At 59.5% G+C, this 14,828-nt stretch carries 18 protein-coding genes; 14 read left to right on the top strand and 4 right to left on the bottom strand.

Going from position 1 to position 14,828, the window contains the following annotated elements:
* The 4 genes from NV348_RS10395 to NV348_RS10380 all read left to right on the top strand — a co-directional run bounded on the left by NV348_RS10395 (position 1) and on the right by NV348_RS10380 (position 2,385).
* Positions 1 to 441, top strand: a complete 441-nt coding sequence (locus NV348_RS10395; RefSeq protein ID WP_062984982.1) for a PaaI family thioesterase — start codon at positions 1 to 3, stop codon at positions 439 to 441.
* Between the two features lie 8 nt (positions 442 to 449).
* On the top strand, positions 450 to 1,328 hold the full coding sequence (locus NV348_RS10390) for an alpha/beta fold hydrolase (protein ID WP_062984981.1): 879 nt from the start codon (positions 450 to 452) through the stop codon (positions 1,326 to 1,328).
* Between the two features lie 440 nt (positions 1,329 to 1,768).
* Positions 1,769 to 1,903: a transposase gene (locus NV348_RS10385; protein ID WP_084503716.1), complete on the top strand. Its 135-nt coding sequence runs from the start codon at positions 1,769 to 1,771 to the stop codon at positions 1,901 to 1,903.
* A gap of 182 nt (positions 1,904 to 2,085) precedes the next feature.
* Positions 2,086 to 2,385, top strand: coding sequence for an IS3 family transposase (locus tag NV348_RS10380; RefSeq protein ID WP_063816137.1), 300 nt, complete (start codon positions 2,086 to 2,088; stop codon positions 2,383 to 2,385).
* Positions 2,386 to 2,433: 48 nt separating this feature from the next.
* Here the strand turns inward: NV348_RS10380 and NV348_RS10375 are convergent, their stop codons facing one another.
* Positions 2,434 to 2,733: a hypothetical protein gene (locus tag NV348_RS10375; RefSeq protein ID WP_062984847.1), complete on the bottom strand. Its 300-nt coding sequence runs from the start codon at positions 2,731 to 2,733 to the stop codon at positions 2,434 to 2,436.
* Between the two features lie 1,013 nt (positions 2,734 to 3,746).
* Between NV348_RS10375 and NV348_RS10370 the strand changes: the two genes are divergently transcribed.
* The 10 genes from NV348_RS10370 (at position 3,747) to NV348_RS10325 (ending at position 13,195) form a co-directional block, all read left to right on the top strand.
* The gene (locus tag NV348_RS10370; protein WP_084503715.1) at positions 3,747 to 4,481 is read left to right on the top strand and encodes an ABC transporter permease; all 735 of its coding nucleotides are present in this window, start codon (positions 3,747 to 3,749) and stop codon (positions 4,479 to 4,481) included.
* On the top strand, positions 4,482 to 5,348 hold the full coding sequence (locus NV348_RS10365; protein ID WP_062984843.1) for an ABC transporter permease: 867 nt from the start codon (positions 4,482 to 4,484) through the stop codon (positions 5,346 to 5,348). It abuts the gene before it with no gap.
* A gap of 66 nt (positions 5,349 to 5,414) precedes the next feature.
* The gene (locus NV348_RS10360; protein ID WP_062984841.1) at positions 5,415 to 6,407 is read left to right on the top strand and encodes an MlaD family protein; all 993 of its coding nucleotides are present in this window, start codon (positions 5,415 to 5,417) and stop codon (positions 6,405 to 6,407) included.
* A complete protein-coding gene (locus NV348_RS10355; protein WP_062984839.1) occupies positions 6,404 to 7,420 on the top strand; it encodes an MCE family protein in 1,017 nt (338 codons plus the stop codon). Before NV348_RS10360 ends, NV348_RS10355 begins: the two co-directional genes overlap by 4 nt.
* 107 nt (positions 7,421 to 7,527) lie before the next feature.
* Complete coding sequence (locus tag NV348_RS10350) at positions 7,528 to 8,448, top strand: MlaD family protein (protein WP_357220750.1); 921 nt, start codon at positions 7,528 to 7,530, stop codon at positions 8,446 to 8,448.
* 2 nt (positions 8,449 to 8,450) lie between these two features.
* Positions 8,451 to 9,554, top strand: coding sequence for an MlaD family protein (locus NV348_RS10345; protein ID WP_062984835.1), 1,104 nt, complete (start codon positions 8,451 to 8,453; stop codon positions 9,552 to 9,554).
* 20 nt (positions 9,555 to 9,574) lie between these two features.
* The gene (locus NV348_RS10340) at positions 9,575 to 10,642 is read left to right on the top strand and encodes an MlaD family protein (RefSeq protein WP_245914573.1); all 1,068 of its coding nucleotides are present in this window, start codon (positions 9,575 to 9,577) and stop codon (positions 10,640 to 10,642) included.
* Entirely contained in the window at positions 10,639 to 11,595 is a 957-nt protein-coding gene (locus NV348_RS10335) for an MlaD family protein (RefSeq protein ID WP_063816134.1), read from the top strand. Before NV348_RS10340 ends, NV348_RS10335 begins: the two co-directional genes overlap by 4 nt.
* A gap of 30 nt (positions 11,596 to 11,625) precedes the next feature.
* The gene (locus NV348_RS10330) at positions 11,626 to 12,258 is read left to right on the top strand and encodes a hypothetical protein (RefSeq protein ID WP_084503714.1); all 633 of its coding nucleotides are present in this window, start codon (positions 11,626 to 11,628) and stop codon (positions 12,256 to 12,258) included.
* A 139-nt stretch (positions 12,259 to 12,397) separates the two neighbouring features.
* The gene (locus tag NV348_RS10325; RefSeq protein ID WP_169812772.1) at positions 12,398 to 13,195 is read left to right on the top strand and encodes an alpha/beta fold hydrolase; all 798 of its coding nucleotides are present in this window, start codon (positions 12,398 to 12,400) and stop codon (positions 13,193 to 13,195) included.
* 53 nt (positions 13,196 to 13,248) lie between these two features.
* Here NV348_RS10325 and NV348_RS10320 read toward each other — a convergent pair whose 3' ends face one another.
* The 3 genes from NV348_RS10320 to NV348_RS10310 form a co-directional block, all read right to left on the bottom strand.
* Positions 13,249 to 13,818: a Rossmann-fold NAD(P)-binding domain-containing protein gene (locus NV348_RS10320; protein WP_062984825.1), complete on the bottom strand. Its 570-nt coding sequence runs from the start codon at positions 13,816 to 13,818 to the stop codon at positions 13,249 to 13,251.
* A gap of 27 nt (positions 13,819 to 13,845) precedes the next feature.
* A complete protein-coding gene (locus tag NV348_RS10315; RefSeq protein ID WP_211300397.1) occupies positions 13,846 to 14,202 on the bottom strand; it encodes an NAD(P)-dependent oxidoreductase in 357 nt (118 codons plus the stop codon).
* A gap of 267 nt (positions 14,203 to 14,469) precedes the next feature.
* Positions 14,470 to 14,598 carry a hypothetical protein gene (locus tag NV348_RS10310; protein ID WP_218721772.1) on the bottom strand — a complete coding sequence of 43 codons (129 nt, stop codon included), beginning with the start codon at positions 14,596 to 14,598 and terminating at the stop codon, positions 14,470 to 14,472.
* Between the last annotated feature and the right edge of the window lie 230 nt (positions 14,599 to 14,828).

Raw genomic sequence — 14,828 nt, 5'->3', positions numbered from 1 at the left:
ATGGAATTCCCGCAGTTCGACCCCCAAGTTGCTGGGCAGGTGCTCGGCGCGGCAACGGATGTGGGCGGCATCTCGGCATATCTCGGATTTCGTCATGCTGAACTGAGCGCCGGTCGGTTGATCGCCGAGATGGAGGTGCGAGACGAGCTCCTTACCCCCTTCCGTACATTGCACGGTGGCTGCCTGTCAGCCATGGTCGACCATTGCCTGGGTGTTGTCTTTTATCCGGTGATCCCGACCGGCTGCTGGGTCGCGACAACCGAGTTCAAGATCAATCTTCTGCGGCCGGTCACGGCTGGGGTATGCATCGCCACGGCAGATATCATTGCCCTGACCAGGCGATCGGGCGTCGCACGCATCGACATCACCAACGACGGCAGGCCAGTGTGTGCCGCTCAGGGGACCGTTACGATCGTCAGCGACGGGGGCGGCAGCTCGTGACGGAGGGCATGATCGAGATGCAGGTGCTGGCTCGTGACGGAATCACGCTGGCAGCCGACTACTATCCCCATGGTTCCAACCATCAGGTTGTGATCCTGTTGCATGGAGGTGGGCAGAGTCGTCACGCCTGGACCACCTCAGCGCTCCGCCTGCGCGATCGCGGCTACACAGTAGTTGCATACGATGCACGTGGGCACGGCGACAGTGACTGGGCCCCCGACGGACGATACGACGTCGAGCACCTTGTCGATGACCTGCTCATGGTGCGAGAACGATTCTGCACCGAGGACGCGCCCGCGGTCGTCGGAGCATCGTTGGGCGGGATGACCGTTCTTGCCGCGCACCTGCTTGCGCCACCCGAGTTGTGGGGAGCGGTGGTGCTGGTCGACGTGACCCCACGGATGGAATTCGATGGCGCTCGACGCATCGTCTCGTTTATGTCTGCGCATCCTGACGGATTCGCGAACCTCGAAAACGCTGCCGACGTCATCGCGGCATACAACCCGCACCGCGAACGACCGGTGCGGCTTGAAGGCCTTCACAAGGTACTGCGGCAACGAGCCGACGGTCGATGGGTGTGGCGATGGGATCCCGCCTTCATCACCAGTCGTTTCCAGGCGTTGCAACAGGACGCGTCCGCCGGTGCCGAGCAATTCGAGACGCTTGTAGAATTGCTCGTCGCGGGTGCGGGTCGAGTCGTCGCGCCGACTCTGCTCGTGCGCGGTGCCCTGTCCGATCTGGTATCGCATGAGACCGTTGCAGAATTCCTGGAAATTGTGCCGCACGCGGAGACGACCGATGTCTCCGGAACTGGCCACATGGTGGCAGGAGATGACAATGACGCATTCACGCAGGTTGTCACCGACTTCCTCGGACGCACCCTATAGGCCCGATCGCCTCCGGGAGTTGGGTGCTGGTCATGGCGTCTTTGCGCGACACCATTGCCAAGGGATCGACTGCTGACGGGCTGTTCTCTGATTGCAAGAAGGCACACCGCGACTTGCAAGGCCAGGCGGCTGAAGGGTGAGAGGCCCATCGGCCGCATATGACACCGGCCAGAGATAACGGGAGAGGCGCGGACTCCAGGTCGCTAGCGATGGCCAACTGGCGATACCGCGCGGCCTGGGCAGCATTGAATGTGCTCTCCGTTCGTGCTACTTGTGCTGGCACTAGCCTTGCCCGTTTAAGCCCAGTTCGGACAGTTTATAGACCAATCTCAACTGTGTCACAGAATGATGCAGGGCCGGCGGCGAACCGCCCCGGGTTGAGTACCGCTTTGGGCTGTCTCGGAATTCTGTCCGCTGAGTTGTGAGATTCCAACCGTTCGATGGAAGGATCTCCGCTCGTGCCGATGATGTACTCACCGCAGTTCCGTGAAAGCGCTGTCGCTCTGGTCGTCGATGAAGGAAGCAGGGTCGCCGACGTCGCCCATGATCTGGGAGTCACCGAGGCCACGCTGTAGCGGTGGAAACATCAGGCCCGCGGTGAGGCCCACGGGACGTCCACGGTCGAATCGGCGCAACTGAGGGATGCGCTGAACAGGATCAAGCAACTCGAGGAGGAGCTGCGAGCGACTCGGCTGGCCGCGAAGGTTTTCGACGACACCACGCTCGGCTCAAAAGGCGGTTCCCGGCTGTCACGACCTTGACCGGGCAAGGAATCAGCATCCGCACCGCCTGCCGTGTGCTCGGCGTGTCCGAGCGCGGCTACCGCCATCACGGCAACCGATTACCCAGCCAACGCCGACTGCGCCACGAGATGCTCGCCGAAACGATCCGGTCTATCCATGCGGCCTCGCGCGGCTGCTACGGCGTGCGCCGCATGCACCCCGAGCTCACCATCGGCATGGGTATCGAGGTTGGCTCTGGACGGGTGCGCTCGATCAAAGCAGCCAAACGTTGGGCTGGTGTGTCGCAGTCGAGAATTTTTGTGGACGGCCGGTGAGCTCCTCAGCGACCTCGCAGTGCGCATTTGGATTGTAGATGCGTAAGTCTATTCGTCGCGGCAGGTTCTGCCGCAGAGTACCATTAGTGTCTTCGTTGCTGTCGCGCTGTCGCGCTGTCGCGCTGTCGCGCTGTCGCGCTGCCGTGCTGCGCCGGGATCGGCGAAGTAGACGCGAATGTCGGTGGCCATGGGAAAGGATCGGTGCTCGGCTATCTCGGCATCCTGGTCCCGAGTCGCGGTGCGGTGGAGGGTCGCGGGTAGTTCGGTGCCGGCGGCGATGAGGCTGTCGCGGACGACTTCGGCGGTCCGTTCGGCGCCGAGGTGTCCGAGGACGAGATAGCGCTTCAAAGTTTCTGGATCGAGGAGCCACGAACCGGGCCCTGCCGCGGCCGCGGGAGTTTCGCCTGATGTCGGCTATCGGTGGGTTCACCGGGCTGGAGGCTCGACGCCGCGCCCGACGCCACGGGTGTGTATGCGGAGCAAGACGCGATGTTCGATACCTCGAGCTCTTCCGCAACCCTGTCAGCGGCGTCACAGCGGCATCGGAATGCTGACCTCGATGGAGTACGAGAACGCAACCATCGTGGCGTGAGGTCCACGACTCCGTGAAACCAGGGTAAGACCAGACCTAGAAGACCGGCCGAGCCAGATTCCAACATGGCTGGCGGAAGCACTCGCGTCAGCCATGCAGTTAACTGTGGTGTTGCTGCCACTATCTCGGTCACCTTGTGCGAGTGGTGATGGGCCAGGTCTTCCCCGGACCGCTCTCCCGGCAGATTCTGTTGTGTATGCATGGAGACGGCCCGAAAATGGAGTTACGGGAAGGCTTCGAGACGGTCGGGCGGCGACGAAGGGGCATATCGCGGTCGGTCAGACCGCGCTGATGGGTCTGGCGTGTCGGCGAGCTTGCATCCGGTGGAGGTCGCGAGCGACTCGAAATCCATCGCCAAGCGGCGATCGTCGGATCGAATCGCGAGTTTGCGGATCAATTGCTGTCACGCATCCGTTGGAGTCTGATGGTCTATTGACAGGGTGTGACCCAGGACGCATACTCGTACCTCAAGTATCTAGTACTTGCCGTAGCACACATGGAGGTGTCGTGGTCGTGATGGCGCACTTGGTCACAACTCAGCAAGGCACAGCTTTCCGGCCAGCACCAGCCGAGCACGTCGAGTGCAAGATCAGCCGAACCGATGCGTTCTTTGCGCCCGCCGCGACGTCGGGCAACGATGCGAGAGACGAGATGGGAATCTGCCGTGGTGCCTGCGCGTAGTGAGTTGTCGGCGTCGGCCCGAGTAATTCGCGAGAATTTATCCGGAACAGTGGTCTCTGGCCTCCGAACGTTTGGTCGGACTACGCGGATGGCGTATTCAGCCGTGCTGGGTGCCGCGAGTGACATTGCCGGATCTAAGTTTCAATGGCGTGAGGCGCTGTATCAATCCTGGTACTTGATTACTGTTACCGCAATTCCGGCAATCCTAATGGCCGTGCCATTCGGGGTTATCGTCTCGGTTCAGGTCGGGAATCTGATCCATCAAATCGGCGCAGATTCACTGCTCGGTGCAGCTGGCGGTTTGGGGGTAATTAAACAGGGTGCCCCCATGGCGACAGGATTGTTGCTGGGCGCGGCTGGCGCGGCCGCGATCGCGGCCGACTTGGGCGCCCGCAACATCCGTGAAGAGATCGACGCCATGCGAACAATGGGCATAAGTCCTATGCATCGCCTCGTAATTCCTCGGATGGTGGCGATGATTCTCGTTGCACCGATGCTCAATGTCTTGATCATCTTCGTAGGGGTCGTGGCGGGATATGCAGTCGCGGTCGGTCCTCAGGGGGTGACGCCCGGAAGCTATTGGGGAACCTTCGGATCCTTCACCGTAATGGCGGATATCGGCGTGTCGATTGTCAAGTCTGTCCTGTTCGGCTTCATCGTCGTGATGATCGCGTGCCAGCGGGGTCTTGAGGCCAAAGGTGGTCCACGTGGAGTAGCGGATGGCGTGAACGCGGCGGTTGTTCTCTCCGTCGTCTCTGTCGCTGTCGTGAATCTATTGGTCACTCAGTTGGTCTCAATGTTCCTTCCAACAAGGCTGGCATAGATGTCGGAGATGAAGTACACCCCCCCGCGGCTAGTGAAGGCCCGGCGAACTGCGACGTCACTCGGGCACCGTGTCGTTCCGGTGGAGCTCCTAGGTTTCGTCCTCAATTTCATCTGGCAGGCATTGTCGGCGATACCGTTCACGCTCAAACGATATCGAGCGGAGACAATGCGCGCGATCACGGATATGACGTGGGGGCAAGGCTCGATCATCGTGGGCGGTGGAACGGTCCCGATGCTGGTGGTGCTGGGACTGGTCATCGGCGGCTCGGTCGGCGTCGAGTCATTCGCGACTCTGGATCTCATCAGTATGGGGCCAGTGTCAGGCATTGTCTCAGCCTTCGCCAACACCCGAGAGCTGGCGCCGATCGCGGCAGGAGTCGGATTCGCCGCACAAGCTGGGTGTCGTATAACAGCGCAAATTGGATCGATGCGGATCTCAGAGGAGATCGACGCCATCGAATCGCTTGGATTGCGATCGATACCTTTCGTGGTAACGACCAGGATTATTGCCGGCGCGGTCGCCATCGTTCCGACTTTTCTTATTGCTCTAATCCTCAGCTATGCGGCGTGCCGGACTGTGATCGTCCAGCTGCACGGCCAGGCCGCAGGTGTCTACGATCACTACTTCTATCAATTCATCAGCGGGTGGGATATCACTGCTGCGGTGATCAAGGTTCTTGTATTCGGAACGGCTGTAATTTTGATTCACAGTTATCAAGGGTTCTTCGCGACAGGCGGTCCGGAAGGCGTCGGAATTGCGTCCGGCCGCGCCGTCCGGGCAAGTTTTGTGGCGATCATCAGTCTGGACATGGTATTGACCATGCTCTTGTGGGGTGTCAACTCCGCGATCGAATTCACAGGGTGAGCGCCGATGTCTCGATATGAAATGCCGGGAGTATCGGCAACAAAGCGATCGTCGATTATTGTCGGTATGGTCGCCGTGCTGACGGCACTGTCAGTAGCGGCCGCTTGGACAGTTGGCAACGCGGCCCGCGGCGACAACCGAATGCTTGTGGTGTTGCGCACCGAGAAAATCGGAGACGGCGTCGGGGTGGGTACGCCGGTGCAGTTCGACGGTGTCGGCATCGGTGCCGTCACTGCCATCGGTTCAGGTGATGGGGCGAAACAGGTGACTTTGATGCTTGATCGAGCAAACTCGAGCGGGCTCACCGACAGCCTTCTCGTAGACTACTCGCCGTCTAATCTTTTCGGTATCAGCGAGGTTGCGCTGAAACCGGGCGTTGGGGGCGCGCCCCTGCGAGACGGCGTTGTTATCGACCTGACGGGTCCTCGATCTGACAGGCAGCGAGATGCGACCATGGGTGTACTGATTCGGACAGTCGCCGAGACCACGGGAAGCCTTCTTACCCCGGAACTCACCGACGTGCTGGTGCGGGTTGCTACAGCGGCCCGCCAATTCACGCCACTCATGGAGGCGATTGTGGTATCCGGCCGGAACGTTGCTGAGACACGCTCTGTGCCGGTATCGGAGTTGCTGGAACAGTATGGCTCGATGCTTGTCGGCAGCGCATCGATGATCGACGGCACGGTAGGCCTGATATATCGGCTCACCACCATCGAGATTCTGAATAGCCAACGCGAGCTATTCGACGCCACAGTCAGTGTTGTAGGCCAACGCTTCTTCCCCGCCCTCGCAGGAACGCTATTCACGGCGCAGGCTCATCTGTCAGAGTACGCGGTAATGCTCACGCCGGTTCTTGCAAGTGGCAGCCGAATGGTTTCGACGCCTGGTGTTTCGAGCATGCAACTCTCCGAGATACTGTCGCGTCTGGATCGGTCGTTCACGTCGACACCTAGTGGCCCGGCACTGAGTATCAAACTGATTCTCGATCTAGTGCCCGCGATTGCGGCGTCCTCGCCGGGAACGTTCGTTCCGTCACCGTATTCCGGAGGTGGTCGATGAACAGGCATGGCAGCCTATTGGTGGTAGTCGCGAAGCTCGCGGTTTCTGTAGTCGTGATCGCAGTGCTGCTCGCAGCAATCGCGCAGACTGTGCAACGCCCCGTCTCAGGAGGGACTAAGCAGTTCTCATCGGAATTCGTCGATGCGAACGGTCTCAAGTCCGGAGACGATGTTCGGATGAACGGTGTCCGCATAGGCAAAGTGCTTTCGATCTCACTTGAGGATGGTCGCGCAATCGTTACGTTCATGGTCGAACGCGATCGGAATTTATACGAGAACACCGTCCTGGCGATACGATATCAGAGTCTGGTGGGCCAGCGTTACGTCGATGTTCAACAATCATCGCCAGTCACGGCGGAGTTGGCGGCAGGCAGTAGGATCGGGGCTTCCAGAACCATCCCGTCATTCGACATCACAGCCCTATTCAACGGGCTGAAACCGGTTCTGAGCGAGTTGTCGCCAGCAGCAGTAAATAAGTTCGCTACTAACATGATCGCCGCTATAGAAGGAGACGGCTCGGGTATCGGTTCGGTTCTCGACTCTATCCAGACGTTGTCCAGCTATACGATGGACCGACAGGCAGTGATTACCGCATTGGTGGCTAATCTGAAAAAGATATCTGACCATCTCGGCGGTCGATCCTCACATCTGGTGCAGCTTGTTTCGGAGCTGTCGGTGGTTGTCTCAACGCTACGTAGCAAGGTGGATGGAATCGTCGAATTCGCTCTTATGGCTCCAGACGTGATCGCGCCGCTGAACAGCCTCCTCGACGCGATTGGGTTGACTCCTGGTAGCAATCCGGACGCCGATACGCTGCTGCGGGCGATATTTCCAGATCCTCAACAGGCAGTCGAAGTACTCCGAAAACTGCCAGCGATGCTCCAGACCCTGAATAGTTGGATTCCGTCCGATAGTCCTGTCGTGAACCGAAACTGTTCGAACGGGAACGTAGACAGTCCGGATCCTTTCCAGGTGATGATCACGGGACAAAGGATATCGATATGCAAAGGATGATAGCCAAACTAGTAAGGATAGCCGGGAGATTCGCTGGCTGGGCGCCAACGGCCGCCTCATCACGTGATTTGCGGGAATTGCGATGGGGCTTCGTCGGAGCGTTCCTGATGGGTGTCGCGTTGCTAGCGAGCGTTTTGGTGTACGTGGTGCCATTCGGCCAGTCGACGTACTGGGCCGAGATGTCGGAACTCGGGTCCATAAAGGTCGGCGATGACGTCCGTATCGCCGGTGTTCCGGTCGGTGCCGTGAAATCGATTGAGCTGCGTCGGAAGGACGTCCGCGTGAGCTTTACGATTGACGATGATATTTTCATAGGCGATCAGACAAGTCTCGACGTCCGAATGTTGACTCTGATCGGTGGGCACTATCTCGCCGTGACATCAGCAGGGACTTCATCGCTTCGCGCCCCGATACCTTCTGACAGAGTGCATCTCCCATACAGCCTCGGTCGGACCTTTCAAGATGCAGCACAGCCGATCGCGGATATCGAGGGCGACACCTTACGGCAGAACTTGACTAACATGAATCGCGCGATCGCCTCCGGGCCGGCAGGGATCCAGCGAGCAGTCGATGCGTTCACATCGCTCGTCGAAATTCTCGACCGTCAGAGTCGGGACGTGTCGGAAACGCTTGCGATGGCCGACGAGTACATCAGTGCGATCAATAACTCGAAGGCGATCCTCGGGGAACTAATCGCAAGTGTCAACCTTATGGAGACGGTGGGGCTCGGCAAAAGGGCTGAGATTTTCGAGGCAGTCCGGTTGATGGAACAGCTTCTGTCTCGGATCGCGGCACTCGAGCCGGTGTACCGGTCAAGGCTGGATTCCATCGCCCGAAGTCTGGCCGAGATCATACCCGAACTGAACCGTCTGGGCGAAGGTATGGGGCAGATCATCACAAGCACTCGGGACTTGATGTCGAGACTGCAGCCGATCGCTTCCTCAGAAGATGGCGTCGTTGTTGACCAGTCTGCATCAGTTGTCGTTGCGCAATCGGTTTGTATTCCCGTCCCTGGAAAGGACTGCTAAGGATGAATAGGATTCTGGCCTCCCGCGGTCTCATATCCGTCCTGGGCGTCGGGGCTATGTGCACGATATTGGTTGCTGGGTACTTCGCGGTACTCAATCCGCCCAAGACGATGCGGCACTACTGTGCAACGATGCCGGACGCAATTGGGCTGTACACCGGAAACCACGTCACCATTCGTGGCGTCAGAGTTGGCACGGTGACGCACATCGAACCCCGTGGTGATGCGGTGCAGGTTGGTTTCGAGGTGGACGCCAACTATTCGCCGCGTGGTGAGGTATCGGCCACTACCCTGTCAGACACCATCGTTGCTGATCGCTCCCTTGCTATTCTCGACAACAGCGAATCCGATGCTGAATGGGATCCCCGGAAGTGCATTTCCCGTACATTGACTCCGAAGAGCATGACACAGACACTCGATGCGTTGGGTGCCCTCGCAGCAGAAATCGACAATGGGAGTGATCCGGCACAGCGAGGGCAGCTATCCGAGGAAATCGCCGCACTCGACAGCTCGTTGTCCGGCACCGGTCCGAGAATGAACGAAATAATCCGCACACTCGATCGAGCGCTCGGCTCTTCCAGCGCTGCCGCCGGACACCTCGGGGCACTCATAGATTCGCTGCACATCTTGATGAATAGTGTCGCGCGTGGATGGGGAGATATCGAATCCATGATCACCCGTTTGGCGCCGGGGCTGGCGGTGATCGACCACGGAATCTTCGCGCGAACAGTCTCGATCATCGACTCATTGCGAATTATCGTGCCATGGCTGAACGAAATCACCACCATGTTCGGTGACCAAATCCTCCAAGGTCTCGATGCGACAGTTCCCCTCGCTCGCCTCGCTAGCGCGAATATCGGTACAATGAGGGACATTGTCGACATGGCGCCGCCGCTGCTGCAAGCCTTCGTGGACGTAACCGACGCGCACAGCGGTCGACCCGTTCTGACGTATGCAGCACCTAGGGTGGCCATGCCCCAAGCTGATGCTGACCGAATATGTGCTGCGATCGGCCTTGTCGCACAGGGCCGTTGCGATACTGCCGAGGACGGGTTGACGAATGTGTCTCTGATTCCCTTGGTGCTCGGAGTGGCAGGTGCGCGATGATTAATCTGAGAGTACATGCGGTGGCCATTCCTTCCCGGACCTGCCTGACGCAATTCGTGACCGCGGCCGCTGTGGCACTTGTATGCCTTGTCCCCGGCTGCGGATTCGATCCAGCTGCGATTCCTGTCCCTGGGACTGGGATATCGGGGGACCGCTATGGTATCCGAATCGAGTTCGCCAATACGCTAAACCTGCCGTCACAAGCACGAGTGACGGTCGACGGTCTACGTGCCGGAATTGTCCGCGATGTTGCGGTGATCGATGCCGGGAAAGATAACGACGGATACGTCGTGGTCGACGTGGAAATCATCGAATCGGTGCGGTTGCCTGTTGGAACTACGGCTGAGCTCCGCCAGCCGACCATATTGGGTGACGTCTCCATAGCGTTGATCACGCCGGAGGCCGACGGAGGTGGCCTCATCGCGCCGGGCTCCACAATCGATCGAGGACAAACTAAGCCGTTGCTTCAGGTTGAGGACACCATGAACGTCTTGGCGACCTTTGTCCAAGGGGGTGGAATACAGCAGGCTCAGGAGATCATCAACCGCGTGAACTCGGTGCTTCCGGCGGATACACGGGAGACTGCCTCGATCTCGGAGGTGCTGGGTGCCGATATCGAAGACTTGGCACAGCACCTGGATGCTGTCGACGCCTTGCTGGGTGGACTGCGGGCCAGTACCGATGCTGTGCTGAGCCGAACACCCGAGTTGGAGTATCTGCTTACAGATTCTGGAGTGGATCAGGCGGCTGCGTCGATGACGTCCATGATCGGTTTGATCTCACTGTACGATGGATTCACGCTACTGGCAGATTCCCTCCGATGGATCGGTCCACTGGCGCAGTCAGGCGACGCGGCTGCCCGTGCCTTTATACCACTCCTTTTCACGTCCCGGCCGTTGGACCTCTCAGCCCCGTCGAACTTGAACAAGATCATTGCGTTGTTGCGCGAAAAGGTCATTCCATTCGTGGAGCACGGACCGAAGGTTAATGTTATCGGCCTTGAGACTGCCGAAGGCTCTCCCGGATCCGAAGCCGACCGGATCGCTGGGATTTTATCGGCATTGCGTATGATCGGAGCAGTGCGATGAAACTGAGTTCGGCACTATCCCTCGTTGCGATCATGTCGGTTTTGACTCTGGGCGTCGGTTATCTCGCATTCGGTGTATTGCGAATAGATGTCTTCAGCGACTCGATCAACGTGACGTTGCGTGTTCCCCAGGCGGGAAGTCTGCTGGTGGGTTCACCGATACTTCTACGTGGTGTGAAGGTGGGAGAGATCGCGTCGATAGAGAAAGTCGAACGTGGTGTCGAAATGCAACTAGCCCTCGAGTCGAGATACCGAATTCCGGCAACGGGGACCGCGACAGTCGAAGACCTATCAGGTCTCGGTGAGCCGTATATCGAGTTCGTGCCCAAGAACGGCGCCGGTCCCTACCTAACCGATGGCCAGCGCCTCGACGCGGTACAAGTAGTACTGCCCCGTTCGATTCCAGACGTGGCGCAGACTGTTACGGGGCTGCTTGAACAACTGAATCCACAGGCGATCAGCAACATCGTCAAGACGTTGGATCAAGCGCTGACGGGAACAGACACCGTTATGCCGAGGCTGGCAGCCTCGACGACACTGTTGTCGGAGACGATTCTGAGTAGGTCGCCCGCCATCCGCAGCATCCTCGTCGATCTACAGACGATGGGCGCGGACATGGCTTGGGCCGGGCCCGGGATGGAAGCCGCTGGTCCCTTGTGGGACGAGGCAGGAATGTGGGGTGCTCTCATCGCCGATTCCATCGCCCGGCTGGCCCGTATCGGCACCATGCCGGACGACTACTTGCAAGGCAACGGCGTCGTACCTTTCCTCGGCGAGGTCACGGAATATCTCAGCCGCATTGGACCCGACTTGCAAGAATTGGCACCAGCCGTTCAGCCGCTGGCGGACAGCGCGGCGATGTCCATACCACAGATAGACATAAGCGATTTGATATCACGTGCTCTCAGCGCGACTGGAGACAGTGCATTAAATGTGCGTATCGGCATCAAATAGGACTGAAACACGCTATCCGAGGAGATATTCATGCCCATAGAAACCGCTGACAACATCGACGGCCGAACGGAGAGCGTATCCAGTAAGTTGGATATGCCGCCAGAGTCGGTCGTAGAGATCAGGAACCGGTTTGGTCCGGGAAGAACGCTGTCGGTGGACTTGCGCTCGATCATTGTCGGGGTGATAGTGGTAACACTTGTCGTTGGGATGTCTGTTAGCTTTTTGTTGTGGCTCTCGACGAGGAATGAGCTGCGAGAAACTGACTCCATTGCGTCCGCGGAAGAAAGGGCTGAAGAAGTAGCCTCCGAGTACGCTGTTGGCGCGTCCAATATTGATTATCAGAACTTCGATGGATGGGTACGTAATCTGAAATCGAATACTTCCCCCGCCCTAACGAACAAGTTCGACCTCACTGCCCCTCAACTCAAAGACATAGTACTTCCGCTTAAGTGGAGTTCGAACGCGACCCCCATCGCCGCGAAAGTGAAATCGGAAGACGCTGGTGTTTATGTTGTGAACGTCTTCTTGAGTGTGACATCGACCAGTGTGCAGACCCCGGAGGGTGCGCAAACAACCGTCACCTACACGGTGACGCTAGACAAGAACGCGGATTGGAAGATCACGGATGTCGGCGGTGTTGACATGGCCCTTCCGATCAAGTAGCCGGCGACACTGTCAGTAGCAGGGAACTGAAATAATGACCTCGAAATCTACGATCTTTGTTGCTCCCCGAAACTACACGCTGGAGCGGGACTCTGGGCCTGCTTTACATATCGCCGAGTGGGGATCGACGAGCCCGAGAGTGACAATCATCCTGGCACACGGGTTGGCTCTTTCTCATGGGAGTTGGGAAGACGTCGCACAACTGGTCGTCACGGCGGATCCCACCGTACGTGTACTCGCCTACGACCATCGAGGACACGGGCAGTCGCAATCTGCTCCAGCGAGCCTGGAGCTTCTCGCCGACGATCTCGCTGCAGTCATCTCCGCATATGCACCCGTCGGCCCGATCGTGCTCGGCGGTCATTCCATGGGCGGAATGACATTGATGGCGTTGGCCGAACGCGACAGCATGGTGCTCGAAGCGCGAGTCGTCGGCGTCGCGTTCGTGGCGACTGGAGCCGGAGATATCCTCGGACGACTGATGCGCCGCGGGTTCTGGTCATGGTTGGTATCGCTGGCGTTGACTGTGGCACCGCTTCTCGTGATCCCTTCCCGGCCGCTGCTCATCGTGCGACAGCTGACACGCGCCGTCTTGTTCGGGTACCGACCATTCCGCCACGACCTGAACCGAGCGGTAGGGCAGCTGGCGAGCAGCAATCCTCGCAGCGTCGCACAGCTGACTCGTTCGATCCTGTCCCATGATCGGTACTCGGCACTGGATCGATTCGACTGCCGTGTCGTCGTATTCGCAGGTTCGCGAGATCTGTTGACTCCCGTTTATCACGCTCGTGCGATACACCGTCGCGTACCAAGGAGCGGCCTGGTCATCTTCCCGAACTCCGGACACTTCCTACCCTATGAACGTTGCGGTGAGATTGCGGCCCACCTACTGGGATTGACAATGCCAATGGCGTACTCGGACAGCGACGTTGCATAGCGGCATGGAGGCTCGAGTTCGTCGTAGGCCCAGCCGGTGTCGCCGGACAGCTCTTAGGTCTTGCCCTGATGCTCCTCGGTGGTGACCACAACGGCGATGATTTCAGCCAGATTCCGGCGCGACGCCGAAGCGACCACACCGTCGCCGGTGCTCGACAGCGGCACCGGTCTCGCGAACGGTGGGGATGATGTCGCGGCCGTAGTTCTCGCTGTACCAGCCGCTGCGCAGGATCGTGAACGACACCCCGCTGGCACGCACGCGTCTTCTGTGGGCAGGTGCATGGCCGCGGTCGACAGCGCGGTGTCGTCGGCTTTGAGGCCGCTGGTGTAGATGATCCGCGCGGCACCGGCTTTGGCGACGGCAGCGATCTCCTCGGTGTGCTGGCGGTCGCGGTTGGCCAGGGCGGTGCCCGAGATCAGCACGAACATATACACCGGCGTAATGGTGGTGGGGTCGTCGTAGTCGATGACCGCGGTGTGCACCCCTCGGGCGGCGTGGTCAATGATCTTGGCCAGGTCGCGGGCACCGGCGATTACCTCGGCGGGGTCGGTGCTGCGGTCGAGGACGGCTTCGACGGCTGCTCGGCCGAGGTGACCGCAGGTAACGGTGATGACGATGGACACAGGTCTCCGTTCAGGTTTCGACGGTGGTCAGTTGCTGATGGCGGCTGCGCGATGCAGGTAGCGACTCTCGCCGATCTGATCGGCGGTGAAGGCGGCGATGCCGGCGCGGGTGATCGCGAAGCCGAGCTTGTCGGTGCCGAAGAACCTGACCGGATATGGCCCTTCGGTGCACAGTCCTTGGGGGGCGATGAACCGCACGATCGTCCTATCCAGCCCCGAGGGCATGATCTTGTTCGACATGCCGGTGATCTCCTCGTAGGCGCGGGGCATGAACGTGCGCGGCATGAACTCGATCAACCCGGTGATCAAGGTCGGGGACCCCCGCGGGTCCAGTACCGCAGGAGTGGCGTGGCCGATGAAGCGGCCCACACCGTGACGCTTCATCGCCGCCAGGATGTGGCTGGTGCCCTCGATCAGCGGGGTCCCGGTTGGCTTTGCGGTCCATGCTCGGGCCCAACGCGCTGATCACTGCATCGGAAACCTCGCCGACCACGACTTTCACCTGCTCACCCCAGCGAGAAGGGATCTTGGCGGGTTGTGGGCGTAGGCGGTCACGGTCTGCCCGGCCGCGAGCAGCCGTTCCACCATCAGCGAACCGGTGGCCCGAAAACAGTGACATTCATACGAGTCCTCCTTCGGGAATCGGGGTGGTCAGGAGGCGTAGGGGCCGAAACGTCCCCAAGCGACGAACACCGCGGCTTCCAGCAGGGCAAGGTTGAACACGATCGCGGCGGGCTCCTTCCAGCGCGCGTGGGCCACCATTGCCAGCGCCATGATCACCGCGAGGCCGACCGCGGCGCTGAGACGTCGATGCCTTCAGCTTCTACCGCCGCAATACTCCGTTCGTTTTCCTCGACACCACCGCCGAGCGGCTACGGTTCGATGCACCTCACGACCTCGGGCACCTGTGTATTCACGGCATTCATGCTGTGCCGCACGGGTGCGAGGCAGAAGCTGCGGCGATCAGTTCGCTAACGCGTTGCTCAAGTCGCCATGATGTTCTATCGGTG

This window comes from Nocardia fodinahabitans, assembly GCF_052983615.1.
This window is presented reverse-complemented; position numbering and strand designations above follow the sequence as displayed.

What these genes read in the sequence shown, in the direction of transcription:
- NV348_RS10395 (WP_062984982.1), top strand. Translation starts at nt 1, where the DNA reads ATGGAATTCCCGCAGTTCGACCCCCAAGTTGCTGGGCAGGTGCTCGGC.
- NV348_RS10390 (WP_062984981.1), top strand. Translation starts at nt 450, where the DNA reads ATGATCGAGATGCAGGTGCTGGCTCGTGACGGAATCACGCTGGCAGCC.
- NV348_RS10385 (WP_084503716.1), top strand. Translation starts at nt 1,769, where the DNA reads ATGGAAGGATCTCCGCTCGTGCCGATGATGTACTCACCGCAGTTCCGT.
- NV348_RS10370 (WP_084503715.1), top strand. Translation starts at nt 3,747, where the DNA reads ATGGCGTATTCAGCCGTGCTGGGTGCCGCGAGTGACATTGCCGGATCT.
- NV348_RS10365 (WP_062984843.1), top strand. Translation starts at nt 4,482, where the DNA reads ATGTCGGAGATGAAGTACACCCCCCCGCGGCTAGTGAAGGCCCGGCGA.
- NV348_RS10360 (WP_062984841.1), top strand. Translation starts at nt 5,415, where the DNA reads ATGGTCGCCGTGCTGACGGCACTGTCAGTAGCGGCCGCTTGGACAGTT.
- NV348_RS10355 (WP_062984839.1), top strand. Translation starts at nt 6,404, where the DNA reads ATGAACAGGCATGGCAGCCTATTGGTGGTAGTCGCGAAGCTCGCGGTT.
- NV348_RS10350 (WP_357220750.1), top strand. Translation starts at nt 7,528, where the DNA reads ATGGGTGTCGCGTTGCTAGCGAGCGTTTTGGTGTACGTGGTGCCATTC.
- NV348_RS10345 (WP_062984835.1), top strand. Translation starts at nt 8,451, where the DNA reads ATGAATAGGATTCTGGCCTCCCGCGGTCTCATATCCGTCCTGGGCGTC.
- NV348_RS10335 (WP_063816134.1), top strand. Translation starts at nt 10,639, where the DNA reads ATGAAACTGAGTTCGGCACTATCCCTCGTTGCGATCATGTCGGTTTTG.
- NV348_RS10330 (WP_084503714.1), top strand. Translation starts at nt 11,626, where the DNA reads ATGCCCATAGAAACCGCTGACAACATCGACGGCCGAACGGAGAGCGTA.
- NV348_RS10315 (WP_211300397.1), bottom strand. Translation starts at nt 14,202, where the DNA reads ATGAAGCGTCACGGTGTGGGCCGCTTCATCGGCCACGCCACTCCTGCG.